This window comes from Sphaerisporangium rubeum, assembly GCF_014207705.1.
Lineage (GTDB): Bacteria > Actinomycetota > Actinomycetes > Streptosporangiales > Streptosporangiaceae > Sphaerisporangium > Sphaerisporangium rubeum.
Map to the genome: position 1 here is coordinate 1,404,350 of NZ_JACHIU010000001.1, position 21,967 is coordinate 1,426,316.

The following is a 21,967-nucleotide window of genomic DNA, read 5'->3' on the forward strand; positions in this document are numbered from 1 at the left end:
TACGGTACGGCGTACCACGGTGAGGGAGACGGCCGATGACGGCGACGCCGGGTGACGGTGAGAGGGACGGCCGATGACGGTGACGCCGGATGACGAAGGTGGCGGTTCGTCGCGGAGCCGGATCAGGGCCGCGCTGCCGTCCGTCCTGCTGACCCTCGCGTCGCTCGCCGGGGTCGGCCTGGTGATGGCCGGGCTGCTGGCGTACCTCGCGCCGGCCCCGCAGGCCGCTGATCCGCATCCCACCGAGGCGGCCGGTACGTCCGGTGCTCAGGTCGCCGCAGGCGGGCCGAGCGTGCCGGGAGGGGACGTGTCCGCGCCGCGTGGCGCTCAGGCCGTCGCCGACGACGTCCCGGCGGCCGGGACGCCGGCCACCGGGCCCGGCGGGGACGCCGGCCCTGGAGCGGGGAGACCACCGGCGGGGACCGCGACCACAGGGCCGTCCACACCAGGAGTGCCGTCGTTGCGCAGGTCGGCGCCGACCAGGGTGAAGATCCCCCGTATCGGCGTGGACGCTCCGCTCGCCTCCGTCGGCGTGCTCAGGTCGGGGGAGATCGAGGTGCCGCCGCTCGACCGGCCCGGCCTCGCCGGCTGGTACCACCTCGGCCCGAGCCCCGGAGAGCAGGGTCCCGCGGTCATCCTGGGCCACGTGAACACCAGGCGCGGCCCGGCGGTGTTCAACCGGCTCCGTGAGCTGACCCGCGGCGACAAGGTGACCGTCGTCCGTTCGGACGGCTCCACGGCGGTGTTCACCGTGGACGGCACCGAGCAGGCGAGCAAGAACCGTTTCCCCACCGAACGGGTGTACGGCCATGTGGACGGCGCGGCCCTGCGGCTGATCACCTGCGGTGGCGTGCTGAACCCCCGCAGTCACAGTTACACCGATAACATCATTGTTTACGCCACGCTGTCGTCCCGTGGCTGAGCGCAACGGTCGCTCACGAAGAGTGACATCGCATCGCGTCGTGCTGATCCGACGAACTTATCTTGCAACGAGTAAACCTCTCTGAGCTGCGATGATCTCCGAAAAATTGGATTTTCGACCCCAAATCACAGCCAGGGGTGATGCAGGATCCGTAGGATCTGTACCGAACCGTGACCAGGGTCTGCCATCCTGTTGCGCCTGAGCAAACCGGTCATCGCCGCTGAAATGGAGAGATACGTGCTGAAGTCCAGAGCACGGCGTCGCGTCGCGACCAGAGCTGTCGTGGCCGGAACCATGGGTGCCGCACTGATCGGTCTGTTCCCGGCGTTGAGCGCCGCGGTGGGTCCTGTTCCCGTCACGTACACGTGCACGCCTCCGGCAGGCAGTCCGGCCTACAACTTCTCGGTGACCTTGACGGGGCCGACGACGGCGGCGGTGCTGAACCAGCCCGTCACCGTGACATGGGGGATCGCTCAGACCTCGCCGTCCCCGGCGCTGACCGCCAGCGCCGCCGGCGTGCCGACGACGGCGACCATCACCGTCGAAGGTGATCTGGAGGCCATTGGCCAGCCGATCCTCCCCAGTCCGAGCGCCACCACGGTGTCGCCGGCCGCGACGCAGACCCCCGGCACGTCGTTGGCGCCTGGAGCTCCTCTGCCGATCCCCACCTTGCGCGCCACGCTCACCCCCACGGCGACAGGCACGTTCTACGTCAGGCCGGGTACCTTCTCCCTGCGGGTGAGCACGGGCACGACCGGTACGGACACCATTTACGACTGCACAGTCCCCGCGGCCGCGAGCCCGGCGTCCGCCACCCCGCCTGCGCTCGCGATCGGCGTCGGGACCGCAGGCGCGTCACCCTCGACCAGTGCCAGCCCCACGGTGACCCCCACCGCCACCCCCACGCCGACCCTGACCAGCCCCACCCCCCGCCAGACCCGCACCGTCTACGAGACCGTGACGTCGGGTCCGCGTAACCAGGTGACCCGCACCCCCGGTGGTGGCGCGGCGACCGGTGGTGGCGGCGGTATCGGGCCGGACGCGCGGCTCTTCCTCGCCGTCGGGTCGGCCATGGTGCTCGCGGCCGGTGCCGGCGGGCTGATGATGCGCCGCCGCCGGCCGGAGCGAGGCTGACCGGGAGGCCTGAGTGACGACCCCCCCTGAGTACCCCGAGGGTTACGGCCAGGGCCACGAGCAGCCGGGTCACCCCGGCTACCCGCAGCACGGCCAGCCGTACATGCAGCAGGTCTACTACGGCTACGGGTCGTGGCAGGAGCCGGAGCGCCGGGCCGACCGGGGCTCGATGTTGCGCGGCATCCTCATCCTGGCCGCCGTGGCGGGGGTCGTCACGGTGGTGATCGGTGTGCTGCTGATGGCGAACGCGCCTGCCGAGTACGGTCTCGCCGATTCCGGACGCACGCCGTTGAAGCTCGGGGCCCAGCCGCCGGACGGGTTCGCGCCGTCGGTGGGCCCCGGCGGGCCGGGGCAGCCGCTGACGCAGGCGGCGCCGACGGCCGCGGCCCCTGCGCCGCCGCTACCGGCGGCGCCGCCGATGCAGCCGTCCACGCCGAAGCGGCTGGTCATCGCGAAGCTCGGCATCAACGCGCCGATCAAGTCGGTGGGTCTGGACAAGAACGGTGCCATCCAGACCCCGCCGATCGGCAACCACAACCTGGTCGGCTGGTACCGCTACGGTCCGACGGCGGGCCAGTCGGGTCCCGCGGTGATGCTCGGCCACAAGGACACGATGACCCGCACGGCGGTGTTCAGCCGGCTGCACGAGTTGCAGTACGGCGACACGATCGAGGTCACCCGCATGGACGGCACTGTGGCGATCTTCACGGTGGGTGGCATCGAGCAGGCCGACAAGCTGACGTTCCCCACCAACCGGGTGTACGGCAACGCCGACGACGCCGAGCTGCGGCTCATCACCTGCGGCGGCACGTACAACCGGTCGACCGGCCACTATCAGGACAATGTCATCGTGTACGCCAGGATGACCGGCACGCGTGGTGGGACAGGCGGCTGACCGGGAGCACAGCGACTCTCACGGACGATTATTCTGTTATACGCTCGGCAGTGACCGAACATAGCTCGGTTTGGTGAGCGGACAGGTCGGAGACCCTGGGAGGCACCGTGGCAGGCACTGTGGCAGAGGCGTACATCGTCGGTGCGGTCCGCACCCCGGTCGGCAGGAAGAAAGGCGGCCTGTCCACCGTCCACCCCACCGATCTCGCGGCGCACACGCTCAAGGCGCTGATGGACCGCACCGGCGTGGACCCGGCGGCCGTCGAGGACGTCATCCTCGGCTGCGTCATGCAGTTCGGCCCGCAGAGCATGGACATCGCGCGCAACGCCTGGCTGTCGGCGGGCCTGCCGGAGTCGGTGCCAGGGGTGACGATCGACCGGCAGTGCGGGTCGTCCCAGCAGTCCATCCACTTCGCCGCGCAAGGCGTGATGTCCGGCACGCAGGACCTGGTGGTGGCCGGCGGCGTCGAGTCGATGAGCATCGTGCCGATGGGGTCCAGCATCACCACGGCCCTGGAGAAGGGCATGCCGTTCCCGTTCGGCGAGATGTGGGTGGAGCGGTACGGCAAGCAGGAGATCTCGCAGTTCCGCGGCGCCGAGCTGATGTGCGAGAAGTGGGGGTACAGCCGGGAGGACCTCGAACGGTACGCCTACGAGAGCCACCAGCGGGCCGCCAAAGCCATCGCCAACGGGTACTTCCGCGACCAGATCACCCCGGTGAACGGCGTCGAGGACGACGAGGGCCCGCGGCCGGACACGACGCTGGAGAAGATGGCGGGACTGAAGCTCCTGCGCGAGGGGGGCCGCATCACCGCGGCCACGTCGTCGCAGATCTCCGACGGCGCGGGTGCCGTGCTGATCGCCTCGGAGCAGGCGGTACGCGACCACGGACTGACGCCGCGGGCCCGCATCGTCACGCTCGCGCTCACCGGGGACGACCCGGTGTACATGCTCACCGCACCCATCCCCGCCACCCGCAAGGCGCTCGACCGTTCGGGCCTGTCCATCGACGACATCGACGTCGTCGAGATCAACGAGGCGTTCGCGCCGGTGCCGCTGGCCTGGACGCATGAACTCGGCGCCGACCCGGCCCGCACCAACCCCAACGGCGGCGCCATCGCGCTCGGCCACCCGCTCGGGGCCACCGGTGCGATCTTGATGACCAAGCTGCTCCACGAGGTGGAGCGCACCGGCGGTCGCTACGGCCTGCAGACGATGTGCGAAGGCGGCGGCCAGGCCAACGTCACCATCATCGAACGGCTCTGACCCGCGAGAGAAGTGACGGCGGGCCCCACCCTGGCCGAGGGGGTGGGGCCCGCGTCGCCGGTCTCGCCCTAGCGTCCCTTCGGCTGCCGCCTGGGAGGCGGCGTTCGCCGTACGGGCATCGGCGGCGGGGTGATCCGGCGCGGCGCCGATGGCTGCTTCCGCTCAGGGCGCGGCAGCGGCGGTGCGGCGTGCTCCGGTAGCGAGAGCGGCACCACGCGTCCCGGCTCGGGAAGCGGCGGCTTGGGTTCCGGCAGGGGAGTGGTCCCGGGGGCCTTGCGGCCCTTCTTGGCAGCACGAGTACGCATATATGAATCTCCTTACGGATCACGACGCGGCAGGGAACATGCCGGTCGGGAGCCTCAGCCACCGCGTCTGTTTCGGACGGGTCAGAAAGCCGAAGCGAGCGTGGGGACCGGCCGTGGCCGGTCGGCGCTCTCAGTAAGAAGGAATCCGCATACCCCGAAGCTACGGTTCCCCCCGCGCGCACGGCAACCGGTTTTTCGCGCGCTCGCCGTGCGGACCGGACGGGCCGGTCAGAAGAACGTGGGGGCGGGGTTCGCGGTGGCGGGGAGGGTGACCTGGATCGTGGTGCCCTGGCCCGGGAGGGAACGGACGGTGGCCTGGCCGCCGTGCGCGATGGCGATGGCCTGCACGATGGACAGGCCGAGACCGGTGCCGTCGCTCTCGGCGTGGTGGTGGAACCGGTCGAAGGCGAGCGCCGCCATCTCGGGAGGCATGCCGGGTCCGGTGTCGGTGACCTCCAGCGTGGCGGGTGCGGTGAGGCGGACGGTGGCCCGGGTCCCCGGCGGGGTGTGCGCGCGGACGTTGGCGAGCAGGTTGACCAGCACCTGGCGGATGCGGGCCTCGTCCACGGTGGCGACGAGCTCCGGCGGCGCGTCCAGGGTCACCGGGTGGTCGGGGGTGAGCGCGGTGAAGTCGTCCACGACCTCGGTGGCCAGGGTGGTGAGGTCGACGGGTGCCACGGTCAGCGGAGCGCCTTTGTCGAGCCGGGCCAGTTCCAGCAGCTCGGAGACCAGACGGGTCATGCGGGCCGCCTCGTCCTCGATGCGCCGCATGACCTGGGGGGTCTCCTCGGGGGGGATCGCACCCTGCCGGTACAGCTCGGCGTACCCGTGGATGGTGGTGAGGGGGTTGCGCAGCTCGTGGGAGGCGTCGGCGGCGAAGCGGCGCACCCGCTCCTCGGAGGCCCAGCGCGCGGCGAAGGCGTTCTGGATGCGGGTCAGCATGACGTTGATGGCCGCGCCGAGCCGGCCCGCCTCGGAACGGCCCTCCGGCATGCGTTCGGACAGATCACCGCCTTCGGCCACGAGCTGCGCCGTGCTCGCCATGCGGCTCAGCGGCGCGAGGCCTCTCGCGATGAGGGACCGGCCGAGCAGGAGCAGCAGCACGATCAGCACGACGCCGGTGACCAGCTCGGTGAGGATGAGCCGCCGCACGGCGTCGCGCACTTCGTCCAGCGGAACGGCGACCACCACGATGCGGTCCCCGATGTCCATGCGCGCCGCCGCCGCGCGCAGCCGGCCGCTCAGTGGGAACGGTCTCCCGCTGTCGGCCAGTGACGACAGCCGGGTCTCGCCGAGCCGTTCCAGCATCTCCGGCATGTGCTCGGCCTCGGCGTCGTCCCCCGCCAGCAGCCGGCCGCGTCCGGTGGTGAGGTTGAGCAGCGCCACCGCGTACGTCGGGCTGGCGTTGACCAGCGCGATGCCGGACGCGCGCACCAGCCGTGCCGCCGACCCCTGCGCCGCCGCCGTCAGCGACGCGTCGGTGCGGTCCAGCAGGTGTCCGCGCAGCACCAGAACGCTCACCACCGACAGCACCGCGAGACCGGCCGCGGTCACCGACAGCAGGCCGGCGAGGAGCCGTCCCCCGAGTGTCATGACGAGGGACGCAAGGCGTAGCCGACGCCGCGCTGCGTGTGGATGAGCGGCGGCCCGAGCGGGTCCAGTTTACGGCGCAGGTACGAGATGTACGTCTCCACGACCTGGGACTGAGTGCCGAACCCCCAGACGTGCTCAAGGAGCTGCGCCTTGGTGAGCACCTGTCCGGGATGACGCATCAAGAAGGCCAGCAGGCGGAACTCGGTGGGGGAGAGGTCCACCGGCGTGCCGTCGCGGCGGACCTCCCAGCGGGCCTCGTCCAGTTCGAGACCCGCCACCGACAGCACGGCGTGCTCGGCCGGCGCCTCGGCCTCGGTGCCGCCTCGCGCGCCGCGCCGCAGCACGGCGCGGGCTCGGGCGACCAGCGCCTCCACCGAGAACGGCTTGGTGACGTAGTCGTCGCCGCCGAGGGTGAGACCGTGCACCGTGTCGGCGACGGTGTCACGTGCCGTGAGGAAGATGACAGGGACGTCGTCGCCTCTGGCACGCAGCCGTCTGCACAGCTCGAACCCGTCCAGGTCGGGCAGCATGACGTCGAGCACAAGCAGGTCGGGGGACGACGACCCGGCCAGGTCCAGCGCCTCGTAGCCCCGCGCCGCGCTGATCACGTCGAAGCCGTGGAAGCGCAGCGCCACGGCCACGAGGTCGCGGATGTTGCGCTCGTCGTCCACGACGAGGACCCGGGGTCGGTTCGTCTGCTCGGTCATGGGTCCGCCGCTCACTCCTAGCGCTTGGGCACCACCACTCCGAGCGCGGTCCGGGTGTCACCGGACGGACGGCCGAGGACGAAGACGTCGTCGCCTGCCTTCAGCGCCGAGGGAGTGGATTTCTCGCCATTCTTCCGGACTCTACTGTCGCCGGTGACCGTCCAGGCCCAGCTCACGCCGTCGGCGCTCTTCACGGTGAGCGCCGACGCGGACACCGACGTCACCGCGCCGCGCTGCCAGGTGAACGTGTCGAAGCCGCCGCGCACCCGCACGGTCGTCTCGCCGTGCACGCCGACCAGTGCTCTGCGCGCTCCGAGCCGCAGCCGGGGCCGGTCGGCCGGGTCGCCGGCGGTGAGGAGATCCGGAGAGGTCCCCGTGAGCGAGGCGGCCTCCGCGGCCACCGGATCGGCGGCCGTCAGCTCGTACGGCGCGGCGCCGCCGCCGTCCCGGCCGGCCAGTGCGGCGCCGCCGAGAAGCCCCACGGTGAGCGTGCCGGCGAACGCACCGGCCGTCAGCGCCTTGGACAGTTTTCTCATGCCGTTCATGGCACAACCGGCGGCTGGGAGAAAGCCGGGGAAACACTGAGACAACCCGGTGAGGTATGAATCTTTCACCGGATTTCCGGCCTCGGCGGTGAGGGCTCAGCCGGGAACGCGGGCCACGCAGAACACGGTCTGGCCGAACGGCGGCCGGATGAACCGCTCGATGAGGCGGGTGGCGGGGACGACGGTGCGGTCGTAGATCTTCACCAGACGCGGGTCGGGATACCCCACGCCGCCGCGCCGCACGGCCACCCACCACGCGATGCCGCCGAGGAAGTTGATCGGCTTGAGCACCTCGGCCGTGAGCCCGGCCGCGGCGACCGTGCGGCCGAGCGTGGCGGGGGTGTACCGGGTGACGTGCCCCACCTTGCGGTCGAAGTCGCCGTAAAGCTGCATGTAACCCGGCACCCAGATGACGATGCGGCCCCCCGGCGCGGTGACCTTGGCGAGCGAGCGCAGCGCCTCGACGTCCTCCTCGATGTGCTCGAGGACGTTCATCATGACCACGGTGTCGACCGGCTCGTCCAGCGGGATCTCGGCCGGCAGCCCGAACTGGAGCACGCCGATGTCGTCGCGGCCGTCGAAGCGCTTGGTGAGCTGCTCGACGCAGTAGGGGTCGAAGTCGCTGACCACGAGACGGTCCAGGCGGGGCAGGAACTGCTCGGCGAAGTGGCCGAGGCCGGAGCCGATCTCCAGCATGGACCTGCCGACGTGCGGAGCGACCATGTCGAATTCGTACTGCCGGTAATTGCGGGCCTCATCTCCACCGAGGTGGTTCTCCAGGGCTTCGTCCCCGGCCGCAGGTTGCACCACGCGGTCATACCCAGACATGCGTTCCGCCCAGTTTCGCTCACTCAAAAACCGTGGCTCCGCGAGGGGGCCACGGTCACGGATGGGCTCCGAGTCTAGCCGCCCTGTTCCACGCCACGTCCCGCTTCCCGGACAACCAGGCGGTAAACGCCGGCCTTCGCGGCGAGACCTCCCCTTTGCGGAACGGCCTGATGGAAACTACCTTTTGTCGCGCACACACCCCCCGAGAAGGAGCCCCGACGGACGACGACGAGGCCATAACGAGGTCGCTGGCCGGCGACCTGGCCGCGTACGAGGCGCTGGTCGCGCGTTACAGCGCGATAGCTCATCGCACCGCGGCCCTGCTCGGTGCGGCCGAGGAGGCCGAGGACGTCGTACAGGAGGCGTTCGTCAAGGCGTTCAGGCATCTGTCCAAGTTCCGCAGGGACGCCGCCTTCAAGCCATGGCTGCTGCGCATCGTGGCCAACGAGACCCACACGGCCACCCGCGCGCGGGGCCGCCGCGCCGAGCTCGCGCTGCGGGCCGGTGCCGAGCCCGAGCGGCTCCCCGACGACCCGGAAGGCGTCGCCATCGCCACCGACCGCCGCACCCGGCTGCTCGGCCTGGTCCGCGCTCTGCCGGAACGGGAACGCGAAGCGGTGGTCTGCCGGTACTTCCTACAGCTGAGTGAGGCCGAGACGGCCGAGATCCTCGGCTGGCCGCTCGGCTCGGTCAAGTCCCGCACGTTCCGCGGGCTGGCCCGGCTGCGGGAGGAGGTGGGAGATGGGCTCGCATGACGACCTGGAGGCGGCCCTGCGCGAGCTCGGCGAGCACGTCGGCCCGTCCGCACCCCCGACTGACGGGGTCGCGCGTGCCGTACGCGCGCGCCTTGAGGCCGAGCCGGCCGCCGGCGCGCCGGCGGGCCGGTGGTGGCGTCCGCGTGGCCGGTGGATCGCCGCGGTCGTCGCGGCGCTGCTCGCCGTGCTGCTGGGCTTCACGCCGCAGGGGCAGGCGGCGGTGGAGCGTGTGCTGCGGTTCGCCGGCATCGAGCTGCACATCGGCGACCCCGGGCCGCTGCCGTCGGGGGTGCCGCGCGCGCTGCCGGGTGAGAAGCGGGTCACGCTGGCCGAGGCCAGGGAGGCGGTGCCGTTCGAGTTCCTCGTGCCGGCCGCGCTCGGCGACCCCGCCGACGTGCGGGTGGCCGACGGCGGCCGCGTGGTGTCGATGTTCTGGCCGGGGATCCGGCTGGACGCCTACGCCGGCGTGCTGGACGTGCTGTGGCGCAAGGACGTCGGCGCGCCGTTCCCCGAGGAGGTCACGGTGGGGACGTCGCACGGGTGGTGGGTGCGGGCACCGCACGGCCTCACGTACCTGTCGCGTGACGGCATCGGCTCCAAGGACCTGGCCCGGGTGGCGGGACCGACCCTCGTCTGGCAGCGTGACCAGGCCGGGTATCGCCTCGAAGGGCTGCCTGAGCTGGCGCGGGCCCGGGAGATCGCGATGTCGCTCCGATAATGGTCGATTTGGTCCCCTATAAAGGTTGACCGAAAACAATCCATGCCGGATTGCCATACCGCAGGAAATGACCATCCGACCGGGCCCACGCTCGGTGTGTGGTGATTCAGCTTCCCGGTGGCGGCGGCGGGAGAGACGGCCCCGTCTGCGTGTCGTCGTCGTCCGGCGGCGCCGTGGTCGGACGCGATGTCGGCCGCGGCGACTGCCTGGACGTCGGCTTGGACGACGAAGGTGGCGGCGGCGGCTCGGTCGGCCCGGACTGGCCGTCCGGCGACCTGCGCGGCTTCGGCTTCCTGGTCGGCGGCGCGGAGCTCGGCGGCGCCGATCGCGTCACCGGCGGCGGAGGCGGGGTGACCGTCCCCGGCCGGGCCGGGTCCTGGTTCGCGCCACGCCGCGTGCGGCTCGGCGACGGCCGCACGTCCGGCGGCGGCGGAGGCGAGTCCACGCCGAAGACCGGCTGCTTCGGAGTCGCCGGCGCCGGCGCGGACGGCACCGCGGCCGGCGGGGGAGGCGTGTCCGACTCGGGCCAGGCGAACCAGATGCCGGTGCCGGCCGCCAGCAACAGCGTCAGGCCGATCACGATGGGCCCGCTCCGGCTGTTGCCGAGCCGCTGCCAGGGGGTCTCCTCCTCGTCGTCCATGCCGGTCGCGTCGTCCCAGGTGCGCCACCGGTCCTCCCGGGGGCCGGAACCGGAAAAACTCCCGGCGTACGGCGGCCGGTGCCGCTGCGCGGAAGGCTCGTCGCTGTCGTCTCGCACGATGCTCTGTCTCCGGTCGGCGGATCGGGGGACTTGTGGCCCGCACATCAGGGCGACTTGTGGCTTGATGTGCATTCATGTGGGGGTTAACACCACTAGACAGTCAACAGAGTATAGAAGGTTGTTATGTAACAAAAGTGATATGAGACAACAGCACTTCCTCCCGTATATTTCTGTCTGCTTTGCCTGCGTCAGATTTATCATTTGCAACTATGTCAGGAGAGCTGAGTCCCGTGCTGAGGAGGGATGACCCCGCCGCGCTGGAACGCCTGTGCCGCGAGTACGGCGACCATCTCTACGACTACTGCCAATCCTTGATCGCCGGCGAGGACGCGCTCTCGGCGACGATCGGAGCGCTGTACGGAGCGGTGGCGCACACCGACCGGCTCTACGACCCCACCCGCTTACGCGCCTGGCTCTACTCCCTCGCACGTGCCGAATGCCAGGCCAGGTTGTCCGGCGTCACCCACACCGGCTCCTACGCGCGCCAGGGACGCAGCGGCTCGCCGGAGCTCGGCATCGAGGTGCTCGCCTGCCTGGAGCCGCGCGAACGCGAGATCCTCGACCTGACGCTGCGCCACGGGCTCAAGTCCGACGAGGTTGCACGGGTCCTCGACATCTCCGTCGACGCCGTCGAGTCGTTCGCCGCGGCCGGCAGGAAGCACGCCGAGCAGTGGCTCGCCGCCGTCATGGACGCACGCGGCCACGACCCGCGCTGCTCGGTGCTGCCGGGCCTCGTCAAGTCCTGGGCCGAGTCCCCCACCCGGCTGCTGCGCGCGCACATCAGCAGGCACGTGCGCTCCTGCAAGGACTGCCAGGCCATCAAGTCAGGCGTCACCATCACGGCCCTCATGACCCGCCTGCCGATCCTCGCCGGCCCCGAGCCCGCCGAGCGGCTGTTCAGCGGCTCCGGGGAGTCGATCACCGCGGCCGACAACCGCACCGAGAGCTGGCACCCCGACGGGTTCCCCGTTCAGCCGGACGCTCTGGAGGACCCGCCACCCGCGCAGGCGCCGCTGTCGGTGGACGAGGGGTTCGCTCCGGAACGTGCCGAAGGCGCCGCCAAGATCCCCGAGTTCTGGGAGCCCGACCCCGAGGCCGACAACCCCGAGAGCCGCATCCGCTGGGGCCGGGTCTCCCTGGTCACCGTCGTGTCGGTCGCCGTCGCCGGCGCCATCTGGTCGCTGCTGTTCACGCCACAGGCCAAGCAGCCCGTGGACGTCACGGCGGCCGGCGGCGGCTCGGTGTTCGTCACCCCGGGAGAAGGCCTGCCACCGCTGGTCGAGGACCCGCCGCCTCCCGGCGGCACCGCCGCTCCGACGGTCTCGCCAGGCGCGAGCCTGCCGGCGGTGAGCCGTCCCGGCGCCGGCCTGCCGTCCGGCTCGGTGCCGCTGGTGCCGCCGCCGAGCAGCGGCGCGCCGTCCACCACACCGACGAGCAAGCCGAAGCGCTCCACCAGCGCGCCGACGAACGGCAACCCGGACGACCCGCCGCCTCCGCCGCGCACCACGTCCAAGCCGACGTCGTCCCCGAAGACGTCCTCGTCCCCCAAGCAGAGCTCGCAGCCGCAGTCGCAGCCGCGCACGAGCTCGCCGCCACCGCCTCCCCCTCCGCCGCCGCCTCCGGTGCTCGCCGCGTCGTCCAGCTCCGTGGACCTCGGGACCGCTCGCGAGGGGACCGTCACCGTGCGATCGCAGCCCGGCGCCATCCAGTGGTCCGCGATCGGATCAGATCTTGTCGTCTCACCTGGTTCCGGAAGCATCTCCAACGGCGGTTCCGCCGCCATCGTCGTCTCACCGCGCTCGGGCAGTGGCTGTGGTCAGAAGACCGCGCTCGTGTCCATCTCATGGTCAGGCGACAACCAGGGCACCAAGAACTCCGGAACGATCAGGGTGAACGTCAGCTACAACCAGCCCTGTTGACCGACCCACTCCGACCCCGAGGAGAGACCGCGTATGCCCCGGCTCCACAAACGCGAGTGGATCATCGCGCTCATCGCGGTGCTCGTGACGCTGACCATCGGCGTACCCACCGGCATGGCCCTGGCCGACCCCGCACCGGCGGCCGGCACCGAGGAGGCGCCGGACAACGAGTGTGACGACATCCTCGGGACCGGCACCCCCGAGTTCATGTACTGCAAGTGGATGGCCAAGACCCCCAGGGAGGCGCTGGACATCGTGCGCTTCTGGGCTCGTAACGACGGCCAGAAGCTCCAGGACGCCGTGCCGTACCCCGGCCCCGTGCTGTTCTGCATGGACCAGACCAACAAGGGCCCCGGCATGCAGGACTGCGCCGACAAGGACCAGGTCCTGTGCAAGTACGACCACGACGCCGGCAAGTACGTCTGCAAGGACGTCGACGGCAACATCACCAAACCCCCCGCCAAGGCCTGCCAAGGCGGTGAGTTCGACTGCTCAGGCGGCGCAGGCGCCACCGGGGCCACCCCGGCCCCCGGTGACGGCGGCACCCGCTCCGGCCAGGCCACCGCGGCCCCCGACGTCCAGCCGGACGTGACCCAGATGCCGGTGGACGACAAGTCCCAGGCCCCGCCGTCCGACCCCTCGGCGCCACCGACAGGCCAAGGCGACCCGAACGGCCCCGCCGACCCGTCGGCCGACCCCAGCGCGCCACCCGCCGCCGACCCCACCGCCGAGGCCGACCCGAGCACGGCCCCGCAGCCGACCGCCTCCACGGCCCCCGAGCCGTCCCAGCCCGCCGACCCGGCCCCCTCGGCCACCCCCACCAAGCGTCAGCTCACCGCGCCGAACGACGCCACCGGCAAGGCCGCCGCCGCCGCGGTCAAACTCAACATGCGCGTCTGGATCGAAGGTGAACTGGCCCCCGCGTGGCAGGCCGGCAAGGACCAGTTCGACGCCGCCGTCGCCAGCATGGCCGCACAGGCCAGCCGTCCCGGCGTCGTCGGCGTCAAGTTCGCACAGGACCTCGGCTACTGGGGCTTCAAGACCGCCGCCGACGTCCGCAAGTTCGTCAAGGACTCCTCCACGGCCCTGCGCGCCGCCATGCCGGCCGGCCGCCAGCTCGCCGTCGACGTCGTCGTCCCCGAGATGGGCTGCGGCGCCTCCGAGACCTGCGTCGCCGCGCTGCGCACCAAGTACCCGCTGATCACCCGCGCCAACGTCGAGAAGTACGTCCTCACCGGCGACGTCGACCACGTCAACGTCTCCAGCGGCCTGTTCGCCAGCGAGTACTCCAAGTACAAGATCACCCCCGACAAGGCCCTCCGCAACCAGTGGATCGGCGTCCGCGCCAGAGGCTGGGACACCCGGGTCCACATCGGCGCACGCGAGGTCGGCCTGGCTCACAGCGGTGCCAACAAACTGACGGCAGCCCAGGCGGAAGCCGCCGCCAAACTGAGAGTCGACCTCCCCCTCCAGGCCGGCGTCCAGACCGTCATGCTCTGGACCCACCGCCAGAACTGGGACGGCACCACCTGGCGCCTCCTGGACCAGGGCCTGGCGAACAACACCATGTGGAAAGCCCTCCAGGCACGCAAGGGCCTCGGCCGCCTGGCCGTCACCTTCGACGCCAGCGACCCCGAAAAGAGCATCACCGCCGACCTCAACAAACTCTCCGAAGTCTTCAACGTCATCTACATCCACTCCCAGTAACCCCACCGACCCCAGCGACGGCCGTCCGGCACCTCCGCCGGACGGCCGTTGCCATGCACGTGTACACACGTGCTACGAATCGGCACCCCACCGAGGCGATGCCGCCGTAACCGCCGAGAGCCAGAGACACCCCCAGATCAAAAATCCACCACATCCCGCTCGGCGCCCCATGCCCCGATCGACCCGTGAACCGACCCGGCGCGTCCCTGTCCGGCCACGTCCCCGCTCCGGCCCTCTGACCCGGCGCCACGACGGTGGGATCTACGTGCGGTGAAGTCGGCGCGGTCGTACGGCGGTCCGCGTCGCGCTGTTCCGGCCGTCCTGTCCGGCCCTGTCCCCGTCTCTGCTCCGGCCCTCTGACCTGGCGTCGTGGTGGTGGGATCTACGTGTGGTGAAGTCGGCGCGGTCGTACGGCGGTCCGCGTGGTCTGTTCCGGCCGTCCTGTCCGGCCATGTCCCCGTCTCTGCTCCGGCCCTCTGACCCGGCGCCGCGACGGCGGGACCACGTGCGGTGAAGTCGGCGCCGTTGTACGGCGGTGCGGTTTACCGGTCTTCGGTGAGCCAGGTGTCGATGCCGGCGAGGAGTTCCTTCTTGTACGACTCGGGGGCCGTGGAGGAGCGGATGGACTGGCGGGCCAGTTCGGCGAGTTCGGGGTCGGTGAAGCCGTAGGACGAGCGGGCGAGCTCGTACTGGGGGAGGAGGCGGGCGCCGAACAGCAGGGGGTCGTCGGCGCCTAGGGCTATGGGGACGCCGGCGTCGAAGAGGCGTTTCAGGGGGACGTCCTCGGCGGTGCGGGCCACACCCAGGCCGACGTTGGACGTGGGGCAGACCTCGCAGGTGATCTGGCGGTCGGCCAGGCGTTCCATCAGGCGGGGGGACTCGGCGGCGCGGACGCCGTGGCCGATGCGGTCGGCGGACAGGTCGTCCACGCATTCGGCGACGCTGGCGGGGCCGGAGAGCTCGCCGCCGTGGGGGACGGCCAGCAGGCCGGCGCGCTTGGCGATGCGGAAGGCGCCGTCGAAGTCGCGTGCGCGGGCCCGGCGCTCGTCGTTGGACAGGCCGAAGCCGACGACACCCTGGCCGGCGTACTGGGTGGCGAGGCGCGCGAGGGTCTTGGCGTCCAGGGGGTGCCGGGTGCGGTTGGCGGCCACGATCACCGCGATGCCGGTCCCGGACGCGGCCGCGGCGTCGCGGGCCGCGTCCAAGACCAGCTCAAGAGTCGCGGTGAGGCCGCCGAAGCGGGACGCGTAGCCCGAGGGGTCCACCTGGATCTCCAGCCAGCGGGACCCCTCGGCCGCCTCGTCCTGCGCGGCCTCACGCAGCAGCCGCCGGACGTCGGACTCGCGGCGCAGCACAGAGCGCGCGATGTCGTACAGGCGCTGGAAGCGGAACCAGCCGCGCTCGTCGGTCGCACGCAGCCGCGGCGGCCAGTCCTGCACCAGTGCGTCCGGCAGGTGCACCCCCTGCTCGGCCGCCAGCTCCAGCAGCGTCGTGTGCCGCATGGAGCCGGTGAAGTGGAGGTGCAGGTGAGCCTTGGGCAGGGTGTGGAGCGGGCGTGCCATCTCCATATCCTGCCGCAACCCGAGAGGCCCTCAGTGCGGCGAACGGACCTGCCGCCGGCTACTCCTGACCTGGTACGTCCGGTGTGTCACCTGATGCGTCCGATGTGCCGTCGGGTGGACCCGGCCGGAACCTCAGTGCGCTTCCGACAGCAGCTTCGCGAGGCGGCTGATGCCTTCCACGAGGTCGTCGTCGCCGAGCGCGTATGACAGCCGGAAGTAGCCCGGCGTGCCGAACGCCTCGCCAGGCACCAGCGCGACCTCGGCCTCCTCCAGGATCAGCTCGGCCAGTTCCGCCGACGAGGACGGCCGCCGGCCGCGGATCTCCTTGCCGAGGAGCGCCTTGACCGACGGGTAGGCGTAGAACGCGCCGAACGGCTCGGGGCACACCACGCCGGGGATCTCGTTGAGCATGCGGACCATGGTCTGCCGTCGCCGGTCGAACGCCTCACGCATGCGCTCCACGGCGGACAGGTCGCCGGACACGGCGGCGAGCGCGGCCCACTGCGCGACGTTGGAGACGTTGGACGTGGCGTGCGACTGGAGGTTGGTGGCGGCCTTCACGACGTCGGCGGGGCCGATCAGCCAGCCGACACGCCAGCCGGTCATGGCGTACGTCTTGGCGACGCCGTTCAGGATGACGACGCGGTCCGCCAGCTCGGGGACGACGGTCGCGATGCTGACGAACCGCGTGTCGCCGTACACCAGGTGCTCGTAGATCTCGTCGGTGACGACCCACAGGCCGTGCTCGGCGGCCCAGCGGCCGATCTGCTCGACCTGCTCGGGGGAGTACACCGCGCCGGTCGGGTTGGACGGCGACACGAAGAGCAGCACCTTGGTGCGCTCGGTGCGCGCGGCCTCGAGCTGCTCGACCGACGCCAGGTAGCCGGTGGTCTCGTCGGTCGGCACGTCGACCTGCACACCGCCGGCCAGCTTGATCGCCTCGGGGTAGGTGGTCCAGTACGGCGCGATGACCAGCACCTCGTCACCGGGGTCGAGCAGCGTGGCGAACGCCTCGTACACGGCCTGCTTGCCGCCGTTGGTCACCAGCACCTGGGAGGCGTCCACCTCGTAGCCCGAGTCGCGGAGCGTCTTGGCGGCGATGGCCTTCTTGAGCTCCGGCAGGCCACCCGCCGGGGTGTACTTGTGGAACCGGGGGTTCCTGCAGGCCTCGGCGGCGGCCTCGACGATGTAGTCGGGTGTCGGGAAGTCGGGCTCGCCGGCGCCGAAGCCGATGACCGGGCGACCGGCGGCCTTCATGGCCTTGGCCTTGGCGTCCACCGCTAGCGTGGCGGACTCTGATATGGCGGAGATGCGCGCTGAGATGCGAGGACGGGTCATGGGTACCATGCTTCCAGACGTCTCCCACCGCTTCCGCCGCATATCCATGATGTGGACACGCGGGGGTTCGTCCGTCCTGCGTGACGGGTTGGTTCGACGTGGGGCCCATTCCCCCGTACACTTCTGCAACTAGTGAGCGACGCGGCCCATGACACATGGGTAAGCTGGCTCACGGCAGAGGGCACTAGCGCAATTGGTAGCGCACCGGTCTCCAAAACCGGCGGTTGGGGGTTCGAGTCCCTCGTGCCCTGCGGAGTGCGGTCCGCGCACCGATGGCGTGTATGCCGCCGTAAAGTTGCGTTGGAACGACGGATCAGGTGAGGACTGTGGCGATCGACACGCGCGGCGAGGCCGCGGACCGGCCGAGCAAGCCGTCTGGCCAGCCCGCGAAGAAGCGCACTTCTCCGGCCCTTTACTACCGGCAGATCGTGGCGGAGCTCCGCAAGGTCATCTGGCCGACGCGGAAGGCATTGATCAACTACACCACCGTGGTCCTGATCTTCGTGCTGATCATGGTCGGCATCGTGGCCGGGCTGGACTTCTTGCTCACGAAGGGTGTGCTCGCGGTCTTCGGCGGGTCCAGCACCCCGTAGAGCCCGGCGCCGCGACCGCCGTGTCCTCAAGGCCCTAGGCTGAGGCACGGCGGATAATCGCATTATCGACGAGAGAGAAAGAGTCACTGTGTCCGAGTCCCCACTGCCGGCCGGCGCGTCCCACGACGACGAGTGGGAGGGCGAGCCGGAGCAGGCGATCGAGATCACCGACGCGACCGGCGAGGCCGGCGGTGCCGGTGAGACCGAGCAGGCCGAGGAGTCCGGCGAGGCCGAGACCCCGGCCGTCGCCGTTGACGAAACCGGTGTGGACGAAGACGGTGACGTCGTTCCCGACGTGGACCCCGTCGAGGAGTTCAAGCGCACGATGCGCGGCCTCCCCGGCGAGTGGTACGTCATCCACTCCTACGCGGGTTACGAGAACCGCGTGAAGTCCAACATCGAGACGCGCACCCAGTCCCTCAACATGGAGGACTACCTCTTCCAGGTCGAGGTGCCGACGCACACCGTCACCGAGATCAAGGGTGGCAAGCGCACCCCGGTCAAGGAGCGCGTGCTGCCGGGGTACGTCCTGGTGCGCATGGAGCTGACCGACGAGTCCTGGTCCGCGGTCCGCAACACGCCGGGTGTGACCGGTTTCGTCGGCCTGTCCAACCGGCCGAGCCCGCTCAGCCTGGACGAGGTCGCCAAGCTGCTCGCGCCTGAGCCGACCGAGCAGGCCAAGACCACCACCGCCAAGGCCGCGGCCGCCACCGTCGACTTCGAGGTCGGCGAGTCGGTCACCGTCATGGACGGCCCGTTCGCCACGCTCCCCGCCACGGTCAGCGAGATCAGCGCCGAGTCGCAGAAACTCAAGGTGCTGGTGTCCATCTTCGGCCGTGAGACCCCGGTGGAGCTGTCGTTCAACCAGGTCTCCAAGATCTGACGCCGTCCGGGTCTCGGTGATCCGCCGCCACGCATACACTGGTAAGTCGTCCCCGCGGGCCGAGAGCCGACGCGGGGTGAATCCCGAGGGATGGCCGCCTGGCCGGCGCATGCCCTCGGTGGCTTCCACCTCCGTGGAAGTCTCGCAGGAGTAAACGGACCCGGAGTAGGACAATGCCTCCAAAGAAGAAGATCGCGGCACTGGTCAAGGTGCAGCTTCCGGCCGGCCAGGCCACACCCGCGCCGCCGGTCGGTACCGCGCTCGGTCCGCACGGCGTGAACATCATGGACTTCGTGCGGCAGTACAACGCCGCCACCGAGGCCCAGCGGGGCAACATCATCCCCGTCGAGATCACCATCTTCGAAGACCGCAGCTTCACCTTCATCACGAAGACGCCGCCGGCGCCTGAGCTGATCAAGAAGGCCGCGGGCCTCGACAAGGCGAGCGCCAACCCGCTCCGCGACAAGGTCGGCAAGCTCACCAAGGAGCAGCTGCGCCAGATCGCCGAGACGAAGATGCCGGACCTCAACGCGCTCGACATCGAGGCCGCCGAGAAGATCATCGCCGGCACCGCGCGGTCGATGGGCATCACCATCGCCGACTGACCGGTCGTCCATCTGGATGATCCGCGTCGGTGGCACCCGAATCACGGGCCGGACGGCACGGCCGTACCGGCGCCATCGGTGGGAGGGCCACGCGCTGGCCCACGACCACGCACTCCACGAGGAGAGAAATGAAGCGCAGCAAGACCTACCGCAAGGCGGCGGACCAGATCAACCCGGAGAACCTCTACTCTCCGGTCGAGGCCGCCAAGCTCGCCAAGAGCACCTCGGTCACCAAGTTCGACGCGACCGTCGAGGTCGCCCTGCGGCTGGGTGTCGACCCCCGCAAGGCCGACCAGATGGTCCGCGGCACCGTCAACCTCCCGCACGGCACCGGCAAGACCGCCCGGGTCCTGGTCTTCGCGACCGGTGACCGTGCCGAGGAGGCCCGCGCCGCGGGTGCCGACATCGTCGGCGCGGACGAGCTGATCGACGACATCTCCAAGGGCAACCGGCTCAGCGAGTTCGACGCCGTCGTCGCCACGCCGGACCTCATGGGCAAGGTCGGCCGTCTCGGCCGCGTGCTCGGCCCCCGTGGCCTCATGCCGAACCCCAAGACCGGCACCGTCACGCCGAACGTCGCCAAGGCCGTGACCGACATCAAGGGCGGCAAGATCGAGTTCCGGGTCGACCGGCACGCGAACCTGCACTTCATCATCGGCAAGGTGTCGTTCCCCGAGCGTCAGCTCCTGGAGAACTACTCCGCCGCGCTCGACGAGGTGGTCCGGCTCAAGCCGACCGCGGCCAAGGGCCGTTACCTGAAGAAGATCACCTTCTCCACCTCCATGGGCCCCGGCATCCCGGTGGACCCCAACATCACGCGCGGCATCACCGCCGAGCTCGACGCCTGACGGTCCTCACCGGCAGCGCAGCCGCGGGAAAGGCCCCACGCCACGTCGGCGCGGGGCCTTTTCTCATTTCCTCCTCAGGTCGTGTCCTCGCAGGTCAGATCATCTGTGATCGCGTCGGCCCGCTGCGTGCGGGCATGTCTGCTGGAAAGAACTCGCCGCACGGGGTAGAGGGGGCGCGTAGGGTCGAAAACACGTCCGGGGGGATAGAAGGGAATCGAAGTGAAGCGGCGAACTACTTCCGCGATGGTGGCTGCCGGCGCGGCCATGCTGATCGCGGTCTCGGCTTGCGGTCAGCCGACGCAGAGCACGGCGCAGCCTCTCGGCTCGGTCAAGCTCGCAGCGGCGGAGGCGCTGCAGGCGAGCGTGAAGAGCGCCGAGTCGGTGGACTCCTACCAGGCGCAGATCTCGGTGGACTTCACCTCACCCAAGGACGGCGCGGGTTCGGTCACCGGCACCATGGTCTACCACCAGAAGCCCCAGGTGGCCTCGGACGTCACCTTGGACAAGATCTCGGCCGGCGGCCAGAACGTGCCGGGTGGCGTGCGGGTGATCCTGCTCGGGCAGACGGCGTACATGAAGGTCGAGATGCTGAACAAGCTCCTCGGCGGCACCAAGTCCTGGATCAAGCTCGACCTCGCCGAGCTCGGCCGCTCGGCCGGTGTCGACGCCTCTCAGTTCCTCGCTCAGGCGCAGCAGCTCGACCTCAAGACCAGCGTCAAGATGATCACTGGGTCCAAGGACGTCAAGGCCGTCGGCACCGAGACGGTCGGCGGTGTGGACACCACGCACTACAAGGGCACCTTCCCGGTGGCCGCGGCCGTGCAGCAGCTCGACCCCGAGATGCGCCAGAAGCTGGAGCCTCAGCTCGGCGAGCTCAAGGACATGAAGTTCGACGCGTGGATCGACGCCGAGAACCTGCCGCGCAAGATGGAGATGAACGGCGCCGCCGAGGGCGGCACCTTCAAGGCGGCTCTGCAGTTCAGCCAGTTCAACGAGGCCGCCGAGGTCACGGCCCCGCCGGCCGACCAGGTCGGCGACCTGCCGAAGGGCCTCAACGGCAACGGCGGCGCCATCGGTGGCTGACCACCGCCTGTACGCCTCGGTACGTCCCGCACCGGCCGGTGCGGGACGTACCGTTGTCTGTGGCGGGAACCGGCCTTCCGGCCGTGGCTCGATGCCGTACAGGACCGTCACGGGGAAACCGATTTGGTGGGAGGCCGTCCTGGCGCGTACAGTGGTCTCGCCGAAGACCGCCGGTCGTCACTGAGCCTTGTCCTGGCTCTGTGGCCGAAGGTCCCACGATCGTGGGCGACCAGCGCAGGTGTGTCGAGAGTTTCCATATGGTCCGCGTGCGCCTCGTGCCGCACGCCGTCTGTGTGAGCCCCGCGCGCCTGCGCCGGGGCTCGTTCGCTTTTCCATGGGTCCTTCGGCCGTGTACCGGCGGCACATCTGGAAGGAGGCCCATGGCGAGGGCTGAGAAGGCGACCGCTGTCGCCGAGCTCAAGGATCGCTTCGAGGGCTCTAGCGCGGCGGTCCTGACCGAGTACCGCGGCCTCACCGTGGCGCAGCTGAAGGAGCTTCGCACCGCTCTGCGGGGCAACGCGAAGTTCGCCGTGGCGAAGAACACCCTGTCCAAGATCGCGGCCAACGAGGCCGGGGTCAGCTCCCTGGACGATCTGTTCCAGGGCCCGACCGCGATCGCGTTCGTCACCGGCGACGTGGTCGAGGCGGCGAAGGGCCTGCGTGATTTCTCCAAGGCCAACCCCCTGCTGGTGATCAAGGGTGGTGTCGTCGACGGCAAGGCGATGACGCCGGCCGAGATCACCACGCTCGCCGACCTCGAGTCGCGTGAGGTCCTGCTCGCCAAGCTGGCAGGCGCCCTGAAGGCCAAGCAGTCCCAGGCCGCCGCCACGTTCAACGCGCTGCCCACGCAGCTCGTGCGCCTCGTCGAGGCTCTGCGCGAGAAGCAGGCCGGCGCCGGCGCGGAGCAGGCCGAGTCCGAGTAGCTCGGGACCCGCGGCCCGTCCTGTGCGGGCTCGCGAGCGGGGATCGCTGCGCACACCGCGGTCCTTAACACCGTTTTGA

At 70.4% G+C, this 21,967-nt stretch carries 21 protein-coding genes and 1 tRNA gene; 15 read left to right on the plus strand and 7 right to left on the minus strand.

Annotated features, from left to right (window positions below; genetic code table 11):
• The first annotated feature begins 73 nt into the window (after window positions 1-73).
• The 4 genes from BJ992_RS06005 (at window position 74) to BJ992_RS06020 (ending at window position 4,216) form a co-directional block, all read left to right on the plus strand.
• A complete protein-coding gene (locus BJ992_RS06005; protein WP_246496532.1) occupies window positions 74-922 on the plus strand; it encodes a class F sortase in 849 nt (282 codons plus the stop codon).
• A gap of 237 nt (window positions 923-1,159) precedes the next feature.
• Window positions 1,160-2,056 carry a RodZ family helix-turn-helix domain-containing protein gene (locus tag BJ992_RS06010; protein ID WP_184978941.1) on the plus strand — a complete coding sequence of 299 codons (897 nt, stop codon included), beginning with the start codon at window positions 1,160-1,162 and terminating at the stop codon, window positions 2,054-2,056.
• A gap of 13 nt (window positions 2,057-2,069) precedes the next feature.
• On the plus strand, window positions 2,070-2,951 hold the full coding sequence (locus BJ992_RS06015; RefSeq protein WP_343072511.1) for a class F sortase: 882 nt from the start codon (window positions 2,070-2,072) through the stop codon (window positions 2,949-2,951).
• Between the two features lie 119 nt (window positions 2,952-3,070).
• Window positions 3,071-4,216 (plus strand): acetyl-CoA C-acetyltransferase, encoded by a 1,146-nt coding sequence (locus tag BJ992_RS06020; RefSeq protein WP_184987637.1) that lies wholly within the window; start codon window positions 3,071-3,073, stop codon window positions 4,214-4,216.
• Between the two features lie 533 nt (window positions 4,217-4,749).
• Here the strand turns inward: BJ992_RS06020 and BJ992_RS06025 are convergent.
• The 4 genes from BJ992_RS06025 to BJ992_RS06040 form a co-directional block, all read right to left on the minus strand.
• Window positions 4,750-6,114 (minus strand): sensor histidine kinase, encoded by a 1,365-nt coding sequence (locus BJ992_RS06025; protein WP_184978942.1) that lies wholly within the window; start codon window positions 6,112-6,114, stop codon window positions 4,750-4,752.
• A complete protein-coding gene (locus BJ992_RS06030) occupies window positions 6,111-6,821 on the minus strand; it encodes a response regulator transcription factor (protein WP_184978943.1) in 711 nt (236 codons plus the stop codon). The genes BJ992_RS06025 and BJ992_RS06030 overlap by 4 nt, the downstream gene beginning before the upstream one ends.
• A gap of 17 nt (window positions 6,822-6,838) precedes the next feature.
• Entirely contained in the window at window positions 6,839-7,357 is a 519-nt protein-coding gene (locus BJ992_RS06035) for a hypothetical protein (protein WP_184978944.1), read from the minus strand.
• A 105-nt stretch (window positions 7,358-7,462) separates the two neighbouring features.
• Window positions 7,463-8,176: a class I SAM-dependent methyltransferase gene (locus BJ992_RS06040; protein ID WP_343072512.1), complete on the minus strand. Its 714-nt coding sequence runs from the start codon at window positions 8,174-8,176 to the stop codon at window positions 7,463-7,465.
• 188 nt (window positions 8,177-8,364) lie between these two features.
• Here BJ992_RS06040 and BJ992_RS06045 point away from each other — a divergent pair, with 188 nt between their 5' ends.
• Window positions 8,365-8,949: an RNA polymerase sigma factor gene (locus tag BJ992_RS06045; protein ID WP_184978946.1), complete on the plus strand. Its 585-nt coding sequence runs from the start codon at window positions 8,365-8,367 to the stop codon at window positions 8,947-8,949.
• A complete protein-coding gene (locus BJ992_RS06050) occupies window positions 8,936-9,667 on the plus strand; it encodes a hypothetical protein (RefSeq protein ID WP_184978947.1) in 732 nt (243 codons plus the stop codon). Before BJ992_RS06045 ends, BJ992_RS06050 begins: the two co-directional genes overlap by 14 nt.
• A gap of 106 nt (window positions 9,668-9,773) precedes the next feature.
• Here the strand turns inward: BJ992_RS06050 and BJ992_RS06055 are convergent, their stop codons facing one another.
• On the minus strand, window positions 9,774-10,424 hold the full coding sequence (locus tag BJ992_RS06055) for a hypothetical protein (RefSeq protein ID WP_184978948.1): 651 nt from the start codon (window positions 10,422-10,424) through the stop codon (window positions 9,774-9,776).
• A gap of 233 nt (window positions 10,425-10,657) precedes the next feature.
• Between BJ992_RS06055 and BJ992_RS33660 the strand changes: the two genes are divergently transcribed.
• Together BJ992_RS33660 and BJ992_RS06065 are read left to right on the plus strand one after the other, a co-directional pair.
• The gene (locus BJ992_RS33660) at window positions 10,658-12,346 is read left to right on the plus strand and encodes a sigma factor-like helix-turn-helix DNA-binding protein (RefSeq protein WP_184978949.1); all 1,689 of its coding nucleotides are present in this window, start codon (window positions 10,658-10,660) and stop codon (window positions 12,344-12,346) included.
• Window positions 12,347-12,379: 33 nt separating this feature from the next.
• On the plus strand, window positions 12,380-14,053 hold the full coding sequence (locus BJ992_RS06065) for a hypothetical protein (RefSeq protein ID WP_184978950.1): 1,674 nt from the start codon (window positions 12,380-12,382) through the stop codon (window positions 14,051-14,053).
• 542 nt (window positions 14,054-14,595) lie between these two features.
• On the opposite strand, the gene BJ992_RS06070 is transcribed toward BJ992_RS06065, so the two are convergent.
• Together BJ992_RS06070 and BJ992_RS06075 are read right to left on the minus strand one after the other, a co-directional pair.
• The gene (locus tag BJ992_RS06070; protein ID WP_184978951.1) at window positions 14,596-15,615 is read right to left on the minus strand and encodes an adenosine deaminase; all 1,020 of its coding nucleotides are present in this window, start codon (window positions 15,613-15,615) and stop codon (window positions 14,596-14,598) included.
• Window positions 15,616-15,747: 132 nt separating this feature from the next.
• Window positions 15,748-16,953, minus strand: a complete 1,206-nt coding sequence (locus tag BJ992_RS06075; RefSeq protein ID WP_184978952.1) for a pyridoxal phosphate-dependent aminotransferase — start codon at window positions 16,951-16,953, stop codon at window positions 15,748-15,750.
• 178 nt (window positions 16,954-17,131) lie between these two features.
• On the opposite strand from BJ992_RS06075, the gene BJ992_RS06080 reads away from it, so the two are divergent.
• From BJ992_RS06080 to rplJ, 7 genes are all read left to right on the plus strand, one after another.
• Window positions 17,132-17,204 (plus strand) — tRNA-Trp (locus tag BJ992_RS06080).
• 75 nt (window positions 17,205-17,279) lie between these two features.
• Window positions 17,280-17,546: a preprotein translocase subunit SecE gene (gene secE / locus BJ992_RS06085; RefSeq protein WP_184978953.1), complete on the plus strand. Its 267-nt coding sequence runs from the start codon at window positions 17,280-17,282 to the stop codon at window positions 17,544-17,546.
• An 88-nt stretch (window positions 17,547-17,634) separates the two neighbouring features.
• On the plus strand, window positions 17,635-18,429 hold the full coding sequence (gene nusG / locus BJ992_RS06090; protein ID WP_184978954.1) for a transcription termination/antitermination protein NusG: 795 nt from the start codon (window positions 17,635-17,637) through the stop codon (window positions 18,427-18,429).
• Window positions 18,430-18,602: 173 nt separating this feature from the next.
• Window positions 18,603-19,034, plus strand: coding sequence for a 50S ribosomal protein L11 (gene rplK, locus BJ992_RS06095; protein ID WP_184978955.1), 432 nt, complete (start codon window positions 18,603-18,605; stop codon window positions 19,032-19,034).
• A gap of 128 nt (window positions 19,035-19,162) precedes the next feature.
• On the plus strand, window positions 19,163-19,882 hold the full coding sequence (gene rplA / locus BJ992_RS06100; RefSeq protein ID WP_184978956.1) for a 50S ribosomal protein L1: 720 nt from the start codon (window positions 19,163-19,165) through the stop codon (window positions 19,880-19,882).
• 243 nt (window positions 19,883-20,125) lie between these two features.
• Window positions 20,126-20,965: an SCO4651 family lipoprotein gene (locus BJ992_RS06105; protein ID WP_184978957.1), complete on the plus strand. Its 840-nt coding sequence runs from the start codon at window positions 20,126-20,128 to the stop codon at window positions 20,963-20,965.
• Window positions 20,966-21,345: 380 nt separating this feature from the next.
• Entirely contained in the window at window positions 21,346-21,888 is a 543-nt protein-coding gene (rplJ, locus tag BJ992_RS06110) for a 50S ribosomal protein L10 (protein ID WP_184978958.1), read from the plus strand.
• Window positions 21,889-21,967: the final 79 nt, after the last annotated feature.